General features: G+C 35.0%; 19 protein-coding genes. All 19 read left to right on the forward strand.

The window, feature by feature from the left end:
• Positions 1-4: 4 nt before the first annotated feature.
• Complete coding sequence (gene flgK, locus EUAN_RS08475) at positions 5-1,504, forward strand: flagellar hook-associated protein FlgK (protein ID WP_071063658.1); 1,500 nt, start codon at positions 5-7, stop codon at positions 1,502-1,504.
• Between the two features lie 9 nt (positions 1,505-1,513).
• Positions 1,514-2,542: a flagellar hook-associated protein FlgL gene (gene flgL, locus EUAN_RS08480; protein ID WP_071063661.1), complete on the forward strand. Its 1,029-nt coding sequence runs from the start codon at positions 1,514-1,516 to the stop codon at positions 2,540-2,542.
• A gap of 231 nt (positions 2,543-2,773) precedes the next feature.
• Positions 2,774-3,325, forward strand: a complete 552-nt coding sequence (locus tag EUAN_RS08485) for a DUF6470 family protein (protein ID WP_071063663.1) — start codon at positions 2,774-2,776, stop codon at positions 3,323-3,325.
• 10 nt (positions 3,326-3,335) lie between these two features.
• Positions 3,336-3,734, forward strand: a complete 399-nt coding sequence (fliW, locus tag EUAN_RS08490) for a flagellar assembly protein FliW (protein ID WP_071063665.1) — start codon at positions 3,336-3,338, stop codon at positions 3,732-3,734.
• The gene (gene csrA / locus EUAN_RS08495) at positions 3,734-3,958 is read left to right on the forward strand and encodes a carbon storage regulator CsrA (protein ID WP_071063667.1); all 225 of its coding nucleotides are present in this window, start codon (positions 3,734-3,736) and stop codon (positions 3,956-3,958) included. The genes fliW and csrA overlap by 1 nt, the downstream gene beginning before the upstream one ends.
• A gap of 96 nt (positions 3,959-4,054) precedes the next feature.
• A complete protein-coding gene (locus EUAN_RS12950) occupies positions 4,055-5,236 on the forward strand; it encodes a flagellin N-terminal helical domain-containing protein (RefSeq protein WP_071063669.1) in 1,182 nt (393 codons plus the stop codon).
• Positions 5,237-5,735: 499 nt separating this feature from the next.
• Positions 5,736-5,996, forward strand: coding sequence for a hypothetical protein (locus EUAN_RS08505; RefSeq protein WP_071063671.1), 261 nt, complete (start codon positions 5,736-5,738; stop codon positions 5,994-5,996).
• A 26-nt stretch (positions 5,997-6,022) separates the two neighbouring features.
• Positions 6,023-7,840 (forward strand): motility associated factor glycosyltransferase family protein, encoded by a 1,818-nt coding sequence (locus tag EUAN_RS08510; RefSeq protein ID WP_169817368.1) that lies wholly within the window; start codon positions 6,023-6,025, stop codon positions 7,838-7,840.
• Positions 7,841-7,956: 116 nt separating this feature from the next.
• The gene (locus EUAN_RS08515) at positions 7,957-8,466 is read left to right on the forward strand and encodes an acyltransferase (protein WP_071063675.1); all 510 of its coding nucleotides are present in this window, start codon (positions 7,957-7,959) and stop codon (positions 8,464-8,466) included.
• A gap of 541 nt (positions 8,467-9,007) precedes the next feature.
• Positions 9,008-9,973, forward strand: a complete 966-nt coding sequence (locus EUAN_RS08520; RefSeq protein WP_071063677.1) for a radical SAM/SPASM domain-containing protein — start codon at positions 9,008-9,010, stop codon at positions 9,971-9,973.
• Between the two features lie 450 nt (positions 9,974-10,423).
• Positions 10,424-10,750: a transposase family protein gene (locus tag EUAN_RS12690; protein WP_211266331.1), complete on the forward strand. Its 327-nt coding sequence runs from the start codon at positions 10,424-10,426 to the stop codon at positions 10,748-10,750.
• Between the two features lie 335 nt (positions 10,751-11,085).
• Positions 11,086-12,141 (forward strand): nucleotidyltransferase family protein, encoded by a 1,056-nt coding sequence (locus tag EUAN_RS08530; RefSeq protein ID WP_071063681.1) that lies wholly within the window; start codon positions 11,086-11,088, stop codon positions 12,139-12,141.
• Position 12,142: 1 nt separating this feature from the next.
• Positions 12,143-12,844 (forward strand): acylneuraminate cytidylyltransferase family protein, encoded by a 702-nt coding sequence (locus tag EUAN_RS08535; protein ID WP_071063683.1) that lies wholly within the window; start codon positions 12,143-12,145, stop codon positions 12,842-12,844.
• Entirely contained in the window at positions 12,841-13,860 is a 1,020-nt protein-coding gene (neuB, locus tag EUAN_RS08540) for an N-acetylneuraminate synthase (protein ID WP_071063685.1), read from the forward strand. The genes EUAN_RS08535 and neuB overlap by 4 nt, the downstream gene beginning before the upstream one ends.
• Before the next feature lie 2 nt (positions 13,861-13,862).
• Positions 13,863-15,017, forward strand: a complete 1,155-nt coding sequence (gene neuC, locus EUAN_RS08545; protein WP_071063687.1) for a UDP-N-acetylglucosamine 2-epimerase — start codon at positions 13,863-13,865, stop codon at positions 15,015-15,017.
• Positions 15,018-15,043: 26 nt separating this feature from the next.
• Complete coding sequence (locus EUAN_RS08550) at positions 15,044-15,679, forward strand: acetyltransferase (RefSeq protein ID WP_071063689.1); 636 nt, start codon at positions 15,044-15,046, stop codon at positions 15,677-15,679.
• A gap of 13 nt (positions 15,680-15,692) precedes the next feature.
• The gene (locus EUAN_RS08555) at positions 15,693-16,685 is read left to right on the forward strand and encodes an NAD-dependent 4,6-dehydratase LegB (RefSeq protein WP_071063691.1); all 993 of its coding nucleotides are present in this window, start codon (positions 15,693-15,695) and stop codon (positions 16,683-16,685) included.
• A gap of 18 nt (positions 16,686-16,703) precedes the next feature.
• Positions 16,704-17,795 carry a LegC family aminotransferase gene (locus EUAN_RS08560; protein WP_071063693.1) on the forward strand — a complete coding sequence of 364 codons (1,092 nt, stop codon included), beginning with the start codon at positions 16,704-16,706 and terminating at the stop codon, positions 17,793-17,795.
• A gap of 66 nt (positions 17,796-17,861) precedes the next feature.
• Positions 17,862-19,256, forward strand: coding sequence for a B12-binding domain-containing radical SAM protein (locus EUAN_RS08565; protein WP_071063695.1), 1,395 nt, complete (start codon positions 17,862-17,864; stop codon positions 19,254-19,256).
• The last annotated feature ends 277 nt before the right edge of the window (positions 19,257-19,533 follow it).

A 19,533-nucleotide genomic window follows, 5' to 3' on the forward strand; every position in this document is an offset into this window, starting at 1 on the left:
ATAGATGTCTTGGTTAGGATTTAACACAGCCGTTTCAGGGCTTATGGGCAGCCAGAAGAAGATACATGTGGCAAACCACAATGTGGCCAGCGCAGAACGTGAAGGATACTCAAAGCAGGCCACTTATGAAAGGTCCAATACGGCTCTAAGGCTTCCAGGTGTGGGATATATGGGCACAGGGAACAATATATACGATATAAAGCGTGTGCGAGACGCATATGTAGACTTTAAATACAGAAAAGAGAACTCCCCAGCTGGAGAGTGGCAGGTCAAGAGACAGGCACTTACAGAGCTAGAAGGGATACTCAAGGGAACTAGAGAGCACGGGATAAACGTGTCGATAGACGAGTTCTTCAGCTCACTAGAAGACCTGTCCACAAACCCAAGCGATAACTCATACAAGATGAGCTTTAGGCAGAAAGCCGAGGCGCTTGCTGTAAGGCTTAACGAGACGGCCCAGAGCTTTAACAGAAAACAGGCAGGACTGAATATAGAGGTTGGAGCAAAGATAAAGGAAGTAAACGACATTACAACTCAGATAGCCAATATAAACGGGCAGATATTCAGGATGGAGATAGACGGAAGGCATGCAAATGACCTTAGAGACCAGAGAGACCTTCTTGTGGATAAGCTATCCAAGATAGTGGATATAGACACGTCAGAAGACAACAATAAGTTTACTGTAAAAGTCGGTGGCACTACGATGGTGGACCATGACTACACTAAGCAGTTTAAGTATCCACCGAGGACTGAAAAAAGCAAAATAGACGAAAAACAGTTTATGTATCAGCTTGAGTGGGAAGACGGAGACAAAGTAAATCTCCATTCAGGAGAGCTTAAAGGACTTATAGAAGCCAGAGATGGAGATGGAGCATCTGTGTCTTCTTTCAAGGGAGTGCCATACTATGTGGAAAGACTGGACGAGTTTGCAAGAGGATTTGCAAAGAAGGTAAATGAGGTATTCGAGGCCGGAGTAAATAACAAAGTAACTCCAGCCGTAACAGATATAAAGCTATTTACAAAAGATGGGGTAGAGTCTGGAAACTTCACAAATTATAGTGAACTAAAAGCTGGAAATATAAAGCTTTCAGGAGAGGTTTTATCTAGCTTAGATTATATAATGACAAGTGAAACAGGACTTCCAGAAGATAATAAACTTGTAAAAGAGATTATAGACTTAAGGGATGATAAAACGTTTTTTGAAAAAGGGACAGGTACACCGCCTGTTCCAGCCTATTCCGGAACACCAGAGGACTTTCTTACATCAATAATATCTACGCTTGGAACGGATTCGCAGTATTCGGACAGAATGGACAAGAACCAGAGTGCTATAATGGACAATATAGAAAACCAGAGGCTTTCGATTTCAGGCGTGGACCTCAATGAAGAAATGAATAACGTTGTAAGATTTCAGCAGCTGTATTCTGCTTCTGCCAGGATGATAACGGTATTTGATGAGATATTCCAAAAGACTATAAACAACCTTGGAATAGTGGGAAGGTAGGTGTAAAATATGAGAATAACTAACGGAATGATGAGTAAGAATTTGCTAAACAATCTTCAGCTTAATATGAAAAGAATGAGTAGGCTGAACGAGCAGGCAGCTTCAGGAAAGCTTTTCGACAGGCCGTCAGATGCTCCGGTGGCTATGGCAAAAAGCCTTAAACTATATACAGACGTGTCTAGAGTTAACCAATACGAGAGAAACCTGAGAGATGCGCAATCATGGCTTCACAGTACCGAAGATGCACTTCATGAAGTAGGAGAAATACTGCACAGAGCCAGAGAGCTAGCTGTAGATATGGCGAATGGCACTAAGACAGAAAGCGATACTCAAAAAGCAGCAGAGGAGATAAAGCAGCTTAAAGATCAACTTATAAAGCTAGCAAATACAACACATGCAGGTAGAAGCATATTTACAGGCTTCCAGACGGATAAAAAACTTTTGAATGATGATGGGACTTATGATATAAACTTGGGAAAAGATGCTTCAGGAGCTTTGATAAATGAAGTTTCAGTCTATAATGTTGGCGTTGCGGAGAGTATGGAGATAAATATGTTAGGATCAAGGCTTTTTGGAGTTGTAGATGACACAGCCCCAAATACTAAAGATGTTTTACCGACTGGGGAAGCAACTAAACTAGATGTTGCAAAGAATGAAAAGAGCCATTTTATAAATGTATTCGACCACTTGATATCAGCCATGGGATTAGATGGGGGAGATGGTAGTGTTGGTGGAAATGGGATAGAAAATAAATTTGATCAAACCAAGATATCGAGTCTTATAGGAAATATAGACGAGCTTAAGGAAAATGCCCTAACCCTTAGAGCCGAAGTAGGAGCTAAGACAAACCGCCTTGAAATGACGAGCAAAAGACTTTCGTCGGAAGAACTTAATTTTACTACAGTGCTTTCGGAAAATGAGGATGTAGATGAAGCAGAGATAATAATGAAGTTTAAGATGGCGGAGGCAGTCTACAATGCTTCACTTGCTATGGGTGGAAAGACTATACAGCCTACATTAGTGGACTTTTTAAGGTAGTGAGATTTTAGTAAAGTTATAAGCTCCACAGCGAATTACGATTCTAGAAATTATTACGAACCGCTCAAATGCAGAGTCCGGAACTCGCTATAGCTCAAACACCGGACTAAAGCGCATTTTTGCTTGTTCGATACTTTCAAAGAATCTCCATTATGCTTGTCGCTTTGATAACTTTATTAAAAGTATATTGAGCTTAAGGGAAGGTTTATACGATAGAGAAGAGGTGATACTATGCTTAGTATAACGAGCACACCAGGAAGAATAGGAATACAGACGACTAACGCAAAACTTGAGCTGCATAGCCCAAAGGGTGAGCAGAGCATAACCACTACAAAGCCCCAGCTTAGGATAAATGGAAGTTTTCCTAATATACAGATAGAGAAGAGCCAGACCAATTACGAATATGGAATAAGAACTTCACTTGAAATACTGGAAGAAGGGGCTAGCCTGGGCAAACAAAGTGCATATCAGGCGATAGGAAGGATTGTTAGTGATGGAAACAGGCTTAAGGATATAAGAATAAGAGTCCCCGCCGCAGTGCCGGAACTTGCTATGCAGAACTCACAGCAGCCACAGGGAAGCTTAGATATAAAATTAATAGGGACGACCAGGCCGAAGACAGAAGTCGTTGGAGGATATGATATAGACTTTGAGCTGGGTACTGTAAATGCTGAATATACCCCAAGAAAAGTAGAAGGCAATTATACTGCCGGAAAAGTGGAAGTTTATATGCAGCAGTATCCGGATATAAATATATCGTACAATATAGACACAAGCGCCTAGGGGGAATACGATGGAAGATAAGATAATAACGTTCAAAGAGGGGATACCGGGGTTTGAAGATTACAGAGACTATGTGCTGGTGATTAACGAAGACGAGGAAAATCCGTTTCATAAGCTTCAGTCAGTAGAGGAGGAGTCGATTGGCTTCTATGTAGTAAACCCATTTCTGATAATAAATGACTATGACTTTGAACTTAAGGAATCCACAATAAAATTGCTTGAGATACAGTCCGAAAAGGATCTTGCTGTACTATCTATAGTGAAAATACCGGGGAAATTGGAAGATATGACAGTAAATCTTTCAGCGCCTATAGTCATAAATTCGAAATCAAAGCTTGGAAAGCAGATAGTGCTTGACGACAGCAGATATAGCGTAAGGCATAGAATCTATAGCGGAGAGACAAAGTAATGCTGGTACTCACTCGGAAGCTAAACGAAAAGATAGTTATAGACGGGAATATTGAAGTTGAAATTCTTGGAATAACAGACGGCAAGGTGAAGCTGGGTATATCGGCCCCAAAAGACATAGAGATACACAGGGGTGAAGTCTACCAAGAGATAATAGAGTCAAATAAGTCTTCGGTTAACTCAGAGGTAGATATAAACTTGCTTAAAAATATATTGAAAAAATAAGAAAAAATGCTAAAGCCGGGACATCTCGTTCCGATAATAATATCAAGTAAGCAAGGATGCTTACTATAAAAAACAAAATTCAGGGAGGAAACTAAAATGAGAATTAATAACAACATGTTAGCAATGAATACTCACAGACAGATGGGTATAACAGGAACAAACCAGTCAAAGTCAATGGAGAAGCTATCTTCAGGACAAAGAATCAACAGAGCAGGAGATGACGCAGCAGGGCTTGCAATCTCGGAGAAAATGAGAGGGCAGATAAGAGGTCTTAATATGGCATCTAAAAATGCTCAAGATGGTATCTCTATGATACAAACAGCAGAGGGTGCTCTAAATGAGACTCAAGCGATACTTCAGAGAATGAGAGAGCTTGCAGTTCAGTCAGCAAATGATACAAATGTATCAGTAGATAGAACTGAAATACAAAAAGAGATGAACCAGTTGGCTGATGAGATAGACAGAATCGGTAACACAACTGAGTTCAATACACAGAAACTACTTAATGGAGACAAAGTAGGACTTAAGGATAAGATAAATGGGGCAGCGACGCTAGACTTGAATACAGCGGCTAATGTTACTGCTAACGCACTTTCAGCAACATCACTAAATAACATAAGTGAAGAGGGAACTATAGTAATAACTCGTACTAGATCTACAGCAGGTGCAACAGCAGCTACTCTTATGGGAGACTTTACCATAGGAGATCCTAATGGAATGTCATTAACGGGCTCTGGAAATGGCGGTGTAATTGGTATAAAGGGAATAGGAACGGCGAGTGGATTAGCTTTAAACAATATGAGTGGTATGAAGGTTGGAGACAGCATAACTATTAAAGTAACTAAAATGCAAGCGGCTAAAACAGATGCAACTAAAGCACTTGCATTCCAAATAGGAGCAAACTCTGGACAGAGTATGCTAGTTGGAATAGAAGATATGAGAGCTAGTTCGCTAGGAGTTAGAAATGGGACAGCAGCGGTTGATGTAAGCACATATCAAAAGGCTACAGCTGCAGTAACATCGGTTAACACTGCTATAGAAAGAGTATCAGCTCAGAGATCACAGCTTGGAGCATTCCAAAACAGACTAGAGCATTCCATAAAGAACCTAGATACATCAGCTGAGAATCTTCAGGCTTCTGAATCTAGAATCAGAGACGTAGATATGGCTAAAGAGATGATGAACTTAACTAAGCAAAACATCCTTCAGCAAGCGTCTCAAGCAATGATGGCTCAAGCGAATTCTGCACCGCAGGGAGTGCTTCAACTCTTAAGGTAAGTGAATTTAAGGGTCCCATAGAGAGTAATCTTTAGTGGATAATCGGGTGAATTGCTGGAACTTCCTAAAGCCCACTTCCCTACAACATAATCTGAAAAGATAAGTGTGAAAGGTTGAAAAGAAGAGGGATAATACAATGGATAATCAGCAGCCAAGCTCCTATACTGAAAGGTTGGAGAAGGTTCAACGACTAGGGAATACGGCCTAAGGCAGATAAACTGTACGGCTATGAATCCTGTAGGACTGGGGTGGTCCGAAGTGCCCGACAGCCAGGAAACTGGTTGAAGATATAGTCTGGCAGATGGTGAAAGCCAACTGGTGGTCCGCAAGCAAACCAAGCACCTCAAGGAGTACTACAACTTCTAAGATAGTTAAATATGATTTTAATAAAAATATCCAAAGTTTTGACTTTGGATATTTTTTTATTGTCGTTAATATATAGAGCAACTTTGCCGATACTATAATTATAAGACATATAAGGTTAAAAGGGAGAACTGCTATGAATGAAGAAGTTGCAAGTATCTTAAACAAAATAAATGAAAATATATTTGAATATAAAGTTGATGAACTAAATAAGAATATAGTTGATTTGATAGATTATATTCAATTGATATTAAAAGAAGTTGACAGTAAGTATTTGGATATCATTTTAAATATATTACTAGAACTTGAAAATGCATATGAAAATAAAGACTATCTTCTATACTCTGATATCATAGAGTATGAACTTAAGAGTGTCATATCTGAGGTGAGAAAATGAGTTGTTTTAAAGAAAACTTAAACTTTTTGAAGCAGAGTAGTGAGTCTCTTTATAATACTATAAAAAAAGAGGAACCTATATTTAATGTGAAAGTACATCCTGTAGAAAATCAGGATAACTACTATGTGAAGAATGAAGACAGAAATTGTTTTCTACACAGTATATATAATATTAATAGAGAAATGGAATGGAACTTTAAGCGCGTACCGGAGGATGTAGAAAACATAATTTTATTTGGACTTGGGTGTGGACACTATGTTGATTATATAAGCCGTAACTATAAAAATTTAAATAAAGTTATTGTAGTAGAACCAAGCTTAGATATATTTAAAAAGCTTTTAGAGAAGAAAAGTTTGTACGATATGTTAGAAAATATTGATACAGTTACCTTTATTATAAACAAAAGCATTGAGGATTCTACATCTATAATAATAGAGATGCTTGAAAAAAATTTAAAGAGAAAGACATCTATAGTTTATAACTTATCGTATAAGTCACTATTTGAAAAATATTTTAATAGTGTTGAAGAATACTTAGTACAGTATATCAGAAATACAATGACTAATAATGCGACTACAGAGAACTTTAAATACAAGTGGATAATAAATACTTTTAGAAATCTTAAAAAAGACAACTTGCTTCCTATAGATGAATTTAAAGAAGAATTTCAAAATAAGACAGCAATAATGGTGTCGGGAGGCCCTTCATTGGAAAAAAATATGCACTTGCTTAAAAAGGTCTATGATAAATCTGTAATATTTGCTGTAGGAAGTGCAATAAAGATACTCGATAGTAACGGTATAGTTCCTCATTTTAGAGTAACCATAGATGGAAGTGAAGGGCAATTAAATATATTCAAGGAAATAGATACTAAAGTATGCCCATTGATATTTTCAGAATCTTCTTTTTATGGGATATCTGAAATTTATAAAGGTAAGATGTTCAAAATAGCTTTAAAAAGTGATTTTATGGCCAAGTATATATATGATAAATCTAAAATAGAATATAAAGAAATAGAGATAGGAAATTCGGTTGCAAATATTACACTTGACATTATTTGCAAAATGAAATTTAAAAAAATTATATTTATTGGACAGGATTTATGTTATTCAGAGAATAGATTATATGCAAAAGGGTCTTGGACACAAGAAATCATAAAGATTGATGAAGGTCAAAGAACAAACTTTGTTGAGGAAAAAGATATACATGGAAACTTGGTGTATACTACTATACCATTCTTAAATATAAAAAAATCTATTGAAATGAAAATTAGAGATAATAAAGATAAAATTTTCATAAATGCTACGGAAGGAGGATTACGCATAGATGGAACGGTTGAAAAAAATATGCAAGATATTTTGGAAAGCTTAGAAAGTCAAAAAAATTATTTAAGAATTGACGAATTCTTGAATAAAATAAGATTAAATAATAGTGATATAAAATATGCAAAAAAAATAGGAAATGGAATATCAATATTTGGAACTGAGTTAGAGCAAATATTGGAAATGAATAACTGCATAGTGGACAGACTAAGAAATATAAATACAGAGGAATTACAAAAAGATACTTTAAGAGATATTTTAGAAGAAGTGAAAAAAAAAGAAAAGTATATAAAAAATAATATTTTGTACAGGAAAGCTATAAAACCATATGTTGGGAAAATGCTAGACATTATAGAATATAGTATTAGTTCAAAAGATATAGGAAATACAGAAGATTCTAAAGAGCAATTTAAGATATTAGTGAATAGGGCAATTGAACTAAGAGAATATTTGGACTTAGTAAATGCAATGGTTGAAGAATTCAAAGGAAAAAGGAGATTAAATATAAAGTATGAAGAATAGAATACTTTAGTTTTAATCCTAAGAGAATATAAAAAATAAAGTATTCTTAATGAAACTTTTAAATGATAATATAAGGAATACTGTGAAAAAACTTAAAGTGGGAGAAAATAAGATAAATGAAAGTTTTTAAAAATAGAATTGGCCCAGATATCATATTAACGCATTGGATGCTCTACTTTAAAGGACTAAAAAAAATATTATACAGAAAGATGAATAAAGTGGGGAAAAATGTAGAAATAAGGCCATTTGTAACAATTGTAGGAACAGATAATGTTGAAATTGGAGACAACGTAACATTAAGGCCATTTACTAGTATATATGCAGAAAATAACGAAAACAAGAGAGTTTTAATAGAAAAAGATGTGCTCATAGGACCAAATGTTTATATGACAACGAGTAATCACGAATATAGAAATCCAAATAAAAAAATTTGTGAACAAGGACATAGATTTGATAATATTGTAGTAAAAGAAGGAGCTTGGATAGGATATGGCTGTATAATATTACCGGGCGTAACAATAGGAAAACATAGCGTTATAGGAGCGGGTTCAGTAGTTACGAAAAGCATAGAAGACTATAGTGTGGCAGTAGGGTGTCCAGCTAGAGTTATAAAATCGATAAAATAATAGGTATTAGTACATCAGGATTAATTAATCATAAAATTCCATAAAAAGCGCTTAAAAAGGGGACGTCTTTCAGTAGAATGGTAAGTATGTACACTAAATCATGCTGAAAGGAAGTCGTCCTTTTATAAAAAGGGTTAGCATAAAATTAGAATGCATTCAATCATTTGAAACTAGCGCTGAGGTAGTCAAGCAGAAAGATTCAAATTTAAGAAGATCCGGTAGTCAGCAGAAATTATCACCGTTAGAGCAGGAATGATTCAGAAAAGGAGCTCTCGGCTTATGGACAGTCAGAATGAGGGGATTTAAGGTATAGGAGACCCTGTTAGACATGGGAGATTTGAAGCTATAAGGAAAATGGGGAAGATACAGACCGAAAAAAGGAAATCGACAAGACGTTTTCTTTGGTTCACCCAAAAACCTTGTAGCTAGGCACTAGATGCGAACTCCGTCCATCATTGCGCTTCTTAGGACTTTGAATAACTGTGAAAAGAAGAGCATTAGAGAGAATTATTAAGATTAGATAGGGAGGGAGATTGCTATTTTGAAAAGAATAAATCCTTTTAAAAAAATATATGACACATGCAATGTCAATAACTCTAGAGAGGTGTTAAATAAATTACCTCAATTTCCAAGATATATAGATATAGAGCTCACTAATCACTGTAACTATAAATGTTTAATGTGTCCAGTAGGAACTGGATCTATGAATAGAAATCAAGGGTTTATGAGTGAAGCAATATTTAATAAAATTTTAGATGAAATAAAGTTGTATAAAACACCACTTAGATTTATAAGGTGGGGAGAACCAACCATTCATAATGAATATATAAATTATATAAAAAAAGCTAAAGAGAATGGTGTAATATGTCATGTAAATACGAATGGAACTATGCTTGAAGAAAAACAAATGAAAAAACTTATTGATATAAAATTAGATAGTATTAAGTTTTCATTTCAAGGAGTTGACAGAAAAACTTATATAGAAATGAGAAATAAAGATTATTTTGATAATCTTATAGAAAATATAAAAAAATTATATGATATAAGAAAAGATAATTACTATCCATACATTCAAGTTTCTACGACTATAACTTATGAAAGTAAAGAGATGGTTGAAAAATTTGTAGGAGACATAGAGCAATATTGTGATATGACCAATGTAGGGAGAACTATTTTAGATAAGATAAATATAGAAAAAGTTAATCTTAATGATTCTGATAAAGCTAGACTCATCGAACTTAAAAGAAAACAAAGTTCTTCAAAAAAAAGGTTTAATTGTTGCCCAGAGGTATTTGATAAGTTATCTATAAATTGGGATGGCACGGTTACAGCTTGCTGTAGTGATTATGATAATCTCATGATAGTTGGAGATCTGAAAAAAAATAGCTTAAAGGAAATATGGCTGTCTGAAAAAATGAATGAATATAGAGAAATTCTAAGTGAAAAAAAGTATGAAAAATTAGAATTATGTAAAAATTGCTATGACTATATGAGTGTTCAGACTTAAATAATAAATAACTTAATTGCAAAATGAAATTGAACTAAATAAAAAAGTCCATAGTGGAGTAATTTTAATATAATTGAATCACTATAAAACAATAATTTACAGGAAGGTGCCCACTGTGAACTATATTAATGATATACCAATGTCAGAAAGAATAAACATAAATATTTCAATTAAGCTCAGACGTGTAACTAATACTACTCGAATCAAGTGTCACAAGAAAATCTTGGGTACCAGTATAAAAGAAAGGTTTGATTCTATTAATGACCGCAACAATTTTGGCCACTGGGATATCAAAACTGTAGTTGGTAAAAAAGGCAAGTCAAAGACTTCGCTGCTTACACTGACTGAGCTGTCAAAACCGATGCTAAAATGGCTCTTCCTCATATTCGGTTAAAATTTCAATCGCCAGAGTACTTGAAAGTTAAAAGCATAGAGTCTAATAAGAATGAAATGCTGATAAACTTTGAGAGTAAGCGAAAGACAATGATATGTCCAAGCTGTGGCGGGGAAACATCGAAACATACAACATATTTAAACAGAACTCTTCAAGATCTATCAATTATAGATAAAGCATTAACCCTGAACATAAGGTTGAAGAAATTTAGCTGTGAAAGTTCTGACTGCTCAAGAAAAGTTTTCAGTGAGTCAATAAGTGAATTAGCAAAAGGAAAGGCAAGAAGAACTTCGAGGTTGAATGACATGATGATTAAGCTAGCCATGACATATAGCGCTGAGGTGGTCACATTCAGGAATTCAAAGTACAAGAAGAGCCGGTAGTCAGCAGAAACTATTACTGTTAGAGCAGGAATGACTCGGAAAAGGAGCTAAGCTGACACCCAGCTTATGGACAGTCAGAACGAAGAAATTTAGGGCATAGGACCCTGTTATACATGGGAGGTTTGAAGCCATAAGGAAATTGGGAGAATTGCAGGCTAAAAAAGGAAACCAACAAGACTTTTTCTTTGGCGTACCCAAAAACCTTGTAGCTAGGCACTAGATGCGAACTCCATCCATCATTGCGCTTCTTAGGACTTTGAATGACTTTGAAAAGAAGAGTATTAAAGAGAATTATTAAGATTAGATAGGGAGGTGATTTTATTAAAAGAGAAATTATGAACATAATTTTAAAAGAAGAGGATACCATAGAAAGTGCTTTAAAAGCATTAGATAAAGGTGCGAGAGGGATACTTTTAGTTGCAGACGACAATATGAAACTGATAGGAACGCTTACGGATGGGGATATAAGAAGAGCTATATTAAAAGGAGCAAAACTATGCGACTCCATAAAGAATATAGCAAATCATAGCCCAGTATGTGTCAAGAATAATGCTACAAAAGAAGAAATAAAAAATACTTTTATAAAGCATGCAATAAATCAGATTCCGGTTGTGGATATAGAAAATAGAGCAGTAGACCTTATAAATATAAACGATATTCTAATAAATGAAGAAAAAGAAAATTATGTAGTTATAATGGCTGGAGGCTTGGGAACTAGGCTAGGATACCTGACGAAAGAGATACCAAAACCAATGCTTCAAATTGGGGGAGAACCAATACTTTACCATATTGTAAATAACTTCAAAAAATATGGTTTTAATAAAATATTGATTTCTGTAAACTATAAATCTGAAATTATAGAAAACTATTTTCAAGATGGAACTGCCTATGGAACACGAATTAAGTATATAAGAGAGGAAAAAAGGCTTGGAACAGCTGGAGGTATAAAGCTTGCTGAAAGCTATCTAGATAAGCCATTCTTTGTAACTAATGGAGATATATTTACTAATCTGAATATGGAAAATATGATGGATTTTCATCTGAATAACAGATTTGATATAACTATAGGTACCAGAAGCTATATGTATAGTGTACCATATGGCGTCATAGAGAAAGATGGTTTAGAGATAAAGTCACTTAAAGAAAAGCCACAGTTAGATTTCACAGTGAGCGGTGGTATATACTGTTTAAATCCTGGACTTATAGATTATATTCCAGAAGATACTTATTTTGAAATAACAGAGTTGATAAATATATGTCTAGAAAAAGGTCTGCGAGTAGGAAATTATGAAATTAAAGAGTATTGGATGGACATAGGGAAAATGGAAGATTACAAGAGAGCAAATGAAGATATAAAAGATAGAGACAAAATAGACGTGGAGATGAAGTAGTATGATAAAAGATAAGAGCATACTGTGCATAGTTCCAGCTAGAGGAGGGTCAAAAGGAATCCCCAATAAGAACTTAAAGAGTTTACTTGGGAAGCCATTGATAGCACATACGATAGAGGAGAGCCTTAGAAGTGTATATATAGATAGAATAATCGTGTCTACAGATTCAGAAGAAATAGGAAAAGTAAGTACAGAATACGGAGCAGAGGTACCGTTTTTAAGACCAAATGAACTAGCTAAAGATGATACTCCTGGCATAGCTCCAGTTGTACACGTGATTAACTGGATAAAAGAAAATGAAAGTATTGCCTACGATTATGTATGCTTGCTTCAATGTACATCGCCTTTAAGAAGAATTGAGCAAGTAGATGAAGCTATAGAGAGAATAGTTGGTGGTGGTGAAGATACTCTAGTAAGTGTATGTGAGAGTAAAGAAAACCCTTATTGGATGAAAGAGATAAAGGACGGATATTTAGAAGAGTTTATAGTGCAAGAAAATCAATACACTAGAAGGCAAGATATTCCTAAGACGTATAGCTTAAATGGAGCTATATATATCGGGAAGACTAAGACTATACTTAAGGAAGGAAACTTTCTTTTAGATAAAACTATTGCTTTTATTATGGATAGAGCAAGTTCGGTAGATATAGATGATATGCTCGACTTTAAATTTGTAGAAATGCTTATGGAGGAGACAAGATGAATACAAACAAAGTATTCATAATTGCAGAAGCAGGTGTAAATCACAATGGAGACTTGGAAATCGCGAAGCAACTTGTAGATATCGCAGTCAAGTCTGGAGCTGACGCCATAAAGTTTCAAAGCTTTAAGGCAGAAAATCTAGTAACGCATGAAGCCCCTAAGGCAGAATATCAAACAAAGACTACTGGAAAGGGAAGTCAATTTGACCTGCTGAAAAAGCTCGAACTTTCTTTAGACAATCACATTTATCTTAAAGAATACTGCGACAGAAAAAGTATAATGCTTTTATCTACACCTTTTGACTTTGAGAGTGTAGAAATTTTAGAAAAAATAGATATACCTATATACAAAATAAGCTCTGGAGATTTAACGAATATACCACTCCTCAAGTTCATAGCTAGAAAAAATAAGCCGATAATACTTTCAACGGGGATGGCCAATTTAGGAGAGATAGAAGATGCTATAGATGCTATAAAAAGTGAAAAAAATGATAAGATAAGTATACTTCATTGCACATCCAACTATCCTACAGAGTATAATAATGTGAATTTAAAGGCTATGATAACTATGAAAGAAGCTTTTAAGCTTCCTATAGGATACTCAGACCACACAGTTGGAACAGAAGTTTCAATAGCGGCAGTTGCTTTAGGAGCTGAAATAATAGAAAAGCACTTTACCCTAGACAAAGAAATGGAAGGACCAGATCATAGAGCGTCATTAAATCCAGAAGAACTTAGAAATATGGTATTAAGCATAAGAAATATAGAGATGTCTCTTGGAGATGGAATAAAAAAGTGTGAAAAGAGTGAAGAAAATACAAGACTAGTTGCTAGAAAAAGCATAGTAGCCTTAAGGGATATAAATGAAAGTACAATACTTACAGAAAGAGACCTAGCATATAAGAGGCCAGGAGATGGACTTCCACCCAAGCTATACATGAATATAGTAGGAAGAAAAGCTTCAAAATATATATCTAAAGATGAGCATATTGACTTTGAAAATACAGAGCAGGTGTGAAAATGAAAAAAATATTAGTAGTAACTGGAACAAGAGCTGAATATGGACTGCTCTACTGGACTATGAAGAGAATAGACGAAGACAAGGATTTAGAGCTTCAACTGGTAGTTACGGGAAGTCATCTAGTTTCAGACTATGGATTTACAGTAAATCAGATTAAAAGTGATGGATTTAAGATAGATGAGGAAATAGACATGATAGTGAGCTCAGGGAAGAAGAGTGCAGTTGTAAAGTCAATGGGTCTTGAACTTATCCAAATGTCTCAGACGTTTGATAGGCTGAAGCCAGATATTCTGTTAATCCTTGGAGATAGATACGAAACATTTATAGCCGCTACTTGCGCTATGATTATGAATATTCCGATAGCACATATGAATGGCGGAGAATCTACTGAAGGTGCACTAGATGAGCAGATAAGACATGCCATAACTAAGATGGCACATATTCATTTTCCAGGTGCGTGGTACTATAAAGAGAGAATAATAAAGATGGGAGAAGAACCTTGGAGAGTACATAACGTAGGACAGGCTGGGGTAGAAAGTATAAAAAGGCTTGAGTTCATGTCTAAAAGTGAGCTGGAAAGCGATTTGGGAATAACTTTAGATAAAAAAACATTTTTAATTACCTATCATCCAGTTACGTTGGAAATAAATGATACAGAGGAACAGGTGGAAAATCTACTAGAGTCGATAAGTAGCTTTGATGCAAATTATATATTCACATATCCAAATGTGGACTTTGGAAGTGATATTATAGTGAAGAAATTAAATAGATTTGTTGAAAAAAATGATAACGCATATATGTTTTATAGTCTAGGTCAAAAAAGATACCTTAGCTTGATGAAATATGTAGACGTAGTAATAGGAAATTCATCGAGTGGGATTATAGAAGCACCTATACTAAGAGTGCCAGTAGTCAATATAGGAGATAGGCAGAAAGGACGGCTTAGGAATACTAATATTATAGATGCGGACTATAAAAAAGAGAGTATAGAAAAGGCAATAGAAAAAGCCATATTTAGCTCTGATTTTAAATCAAAGCTAAATAGCATGAAAAACATATATGGAGAGGGTAGTACGAGTACACAAATAGTAGATATATTAAAAAAAACAAATTTAAATAAAAAAGAGCTACTTTATAAGAAACTAAACTATTAGATATAAGCTTAAAAAGGACAGAGTCTATGGAGAAAATCGTATTAGTAGGTGGCGGCGGGCATTCAAAAGTCATAATAGATATAATCAAAAGTAGAAATGATTTTAAAATAGTTGGAATAACAGATAATAGAAACTCAGAAGAGGTTTTAGATATTCCAATTATAGGAGATGACACAGCTTTAAAGGGTATATATAATGGCGGAGTAAATAATGCGTTTGTATGTATAGGGGCCATAGAAAACACTAAAATCAGAAGTGTAATTTATGAAAATCTTAAGGTAATGGGCTTTAAGTTACCCATACTGATACATAGTTCTGCTTATGTATCTCCGTATGCTAAAATAGGGAAAGGTACATGTATCATGAATAGAGCTGTAGTTAACCCAGATGCTATAGTTGGGTGCAACTGTGTAGTAAATACAGGTGCTATATTAGAGCACGAATCTGTAATAGGCAATAATGTTCAGATAAGCCCTGGAAGTGTAGTTGCAGGTGGAGTGGAAATAGGAAGAGATAGCTTTATAGGAATAAACGCCAGTATAATACAAGGAGTAAAAATAGGAGCGAGTGTTATTGTTGGAGCTGGATCAGTAGTTATAGAAGATGTCCCAGATAACTGTGTAGTAGTGGGAAACCCAGCTAGAATAATCAAATATAAATAGAAAAGGTGATTTGGTGGACTTGAAAAAAAAGAAAATACTTGTAACAGGTGCTGATGGATTTATAGGGAGTCACTTAGTAGAAAAGCTAGTTAGTCTAGGATCAGAAGTTACAGCACTAGCACAGTATAATTCATTTAATACATGGGGCTGGCTGGATACAGTCGAAGATAGAATCAGAAAAGAAGTGAAAGTGGTTACAGGTGATATAAGAGAATACGATGGAGTAAAGAGAGTTGTTAAAGGTCAAGATGTAGTATTTCATCTAGCAGCGCTTATAGCTATACCATACTCATACTTGTCGCCGATGGCATACGTGAGAACGAATATCGAAGGGACAACTAATGTGCTAGAGGCTTGTAGAGATTATGATGTAGGGAAGATAGTTCATACCTCGACATCTGAAACATATGGTACAGCACTTTATGTTCCGATAGATGAAAAGCATCCTATGCAAGGGCAGTCGCCATACTCATCTTCTAAGATAGGAGCAGACAAGATGGCAGAGAGTTTCTATAAAAGCTTTGACACTCCAGTAGCTACGATTAGGCCATTTAACACTTATGGACCAAGACAGTCAGCAAGGGCAGTGATACCTACAGTTATTAGTCAAATATTATCGGGAAAAAAGAAAATAGAGTTGGGAAGTTTGACACCAACTAGAGATTTTAACTATGTGAAGGATACAGCAGAAGCGTTTATAAAAGTGGCAGAAAGCGACAAAACGATAGGACAAGTTGTAAACGCAGGGTCTAATAAAGAAATAAGTATTGGAGATTTGGTAGAGAAAATAATAAAGATAAGTGAAAAAGAAGTCGAGATAGTATATGACGAGCAAAGAATAAGGCCAGAAAAAAGCGAAGTAAACAGACTTTTGGCAGATAACTCAAGAATAAAAGAGCTGACAGGATGGAAGCCAAGCTATACTCTTGACCAAGGGCTTAAAGAGACGATAGAATGGATAGGCGAAAATTTAAATTACTTTAAGTCGGATATATATAATCTTTAAAGGTTGGGAAGTGAATATATGATACCGTTGTGTATACCTAAAGTGTCAGGGAATGAATGGAAGTATATTAAGAATTGTCTAGATACAAATTGGATATCTTCAGTTGGATCCTATGTAAATAAGTTTGAAGAGCAATTTAAAGAATACGTAAATTCGAAGTCAGCAATAGTTACTATGAACGGAACATCAGCATTACAGCTAGCGCTTTTAACCTTAGGAATAGGAAAAGGTGATGAAGTAATAGTACCATCTATGACATTTGTGGCCTCAGTCAATCCGATTATATATGTAGGGGCAGAGCCTGTATTTGTAGACGTAGATAGAGACACGTATGTAATGAACGCTGAAAAAATAGAAGAGCTTATAACAGATAGAACCAAGGCAATAATTCCTGTACACATATACGGTCATCCTGTAGATATGGACAGAGTAAACGAAATAGCAAAAAAGCATAACCTTTTCGTTATAGAAGATGCGACTGAAAGCCTGGGATCGACTTATAAAGGAAAACATACAGGAACCATAGGGGACTTTGGTTGTTTCAGCTTTAATGGAAATAAGCTTATAACCACTGGAGCAGGAGGTATGCTAGTAACGGATAACAAAGATTTGGGAGAAAGAGCTAAGTATCTATCAAATCAAGCAAAGACGATAGAGCCGAATGGAGATATGGTACACTTAGACATAGGATATAATTTTAGAATGCCAAATATACTTGCAGCTATGGGGTGCGCCCAGTTAGAGAAGATAGAGGAGTATATAGAGGCTAAAGAATATAATGCAGAATGTTATAACGAACGCTTAAAAGAAGTAACTGGGATAACACTACCAATCCAAAAGGATGGATCTTTCAACGTAAATTGGCTATATGCTATTTTAATAGAAGATCAATTTGGTACAAGCAGAGATGAATTGATACAAAAAATGAAAGAATGTGGAATAGAGACAAGGCCATTCTTTCATCCTCTACATGAGATGGAACTTTATAAAAAGTATAAACGAGGGAGCATGGAAATTACTGAAGAGTTGAAAGGAAAGGGACTGTGTCTTCCGAGTTCTGTGGATTTAAAAAGTGAGGAAATTGAAAAAGTTTGCAAGGCTTTAAGATAAATATACGTTTAGTTTGGACTAGAAATTGTGATTTTTTTAAAAATTCGATTAAACAAGGAGAAAAATATGAAAGTACTAATGGTTGCATATGATAATGATTCATTTCTAACTTGGTTTCCCCAAGGCTTAGCATACCTTGCTAAAGCATGCTTAAACGCAGGACATGATGTTGAAATATACCAACAAGACATATACCACTATCCAGATAGTCACTTGACAGAAAAGCTAGATAGAGATCAGTATGATATTGTCATAGTAAGCGTTATAGGAGGCTACTATCAGTATAGAAAACTAATAAGCCTTTCAGAGGCTATAAATAAGTCTGTCAATAGAGAAAACTTTAAATATTTGATAGGAGGACATGGCCCGGCAGCTGATCCAGAATACTTCTTAAGAAAGACTTCAGCGGACTTTGTTGGAATTGGAGAAGGTGAAATTACAATTGTGGAATTGTTAAATACAATTCAAAAAGGCCTAGACTTTAGAGCTGTAGATGGTATAGCTTTTATGAAAAATGGGAATTACATAAAAACTAATCCTAGAGAGTTAGTTAAAAACATAGATGAAATAGACTATCCGGCATGGGATTTATTTAATATAGATCATTACTCGCTCCTAAGAATGCCAGGTATAGAAAATAAAGAGAGAAGTTTCCCTGTACTTTCGGGTAGAGGATGCACCTTTGAATGTAACTTTTGCTATAGAATGGACAAGGGTTTTAGACCAAGAAGTGCTAAAAGCATAATAGACGAGATAAATATATTGAAAGAAAGATATGCTATTTCATATATAATATTTTCAGATGAGCTTTTAATGAGCTCAAAAGAGCGTACAAGGGAATTGTGTGAAGCTTTTATTGAACATAATGTTGAAGTAAAGTGGGAGTGCAATGGACGACTAAACTACGCAGACGAAGAAATACTACGCTTAATGAAGAAGGCTGGATGTGTGTTTATAAACTATGGAATAGAGTCTTTAGATAATGATACACTGAAAGTTATGAATAAGGCACTGACAAAAGAAGTTATTACGAGAGGAATAGAGAATACGTTAAAAGTAGGCATAAGTCCAGGTTTTAATATAATATATGGGAATATAAATGAACCACTTGAAGCGATAGATGAAGCAGTTGAGTTCTTGTTTAAGTATGATGACCATGCACAGTTAAGAACGATTAGACCAGTAACACCTTATCCTGGTACTCCGCTATTTGAGTATGCTATTGAAAAAGGATACTTAAAAGATATTGAGGACTTTTATGAAAATAAACATACTAATTCAGATCTATTGAGTATAAATTTTACAAAATATTCAGATGAAGAAGTTTATGATAAGTTGAACTGGGCCAATAAAAAGCTTATAGATAAGTATATTGATAATCAAAAAACGAGTATGATGAAAGTCTGTGATGACCTGTACAGAAATAAAAATTCAGAATTTAGAGGCTTTAGACAGACTTAGTAAATCAATTACAAATGTAAAAATAGACCAGATAAAAATAGTCAAATATAGGTGCTTCCTCATATTCGGTTAAAACCTCACGCTCCAGGGTATGAAAATTAAGGGTGATTAAAATGAACTACGATATAATTTCGGAGATGTTTCCAGAGTATCGTTCAGTTAGTCAATAAATGTCGCAAATTTTATGCTTAATTATCCGACATTATATAGTCTTCTTTTTTCATAAGTGGCTTTCTTGATAGCCGATCTTCTTTCAAGAATCAGGATATCTCTACCC

The sequence above is a fragment of the Andreesenia angusta genome (genome assembly GCF_001855385.1).
Lineage (GTDB): Bacteria > Bacillota > Clostridia > Tissierellales > Gottschalkiaceae > Andreesenia > Andreesenia angusta.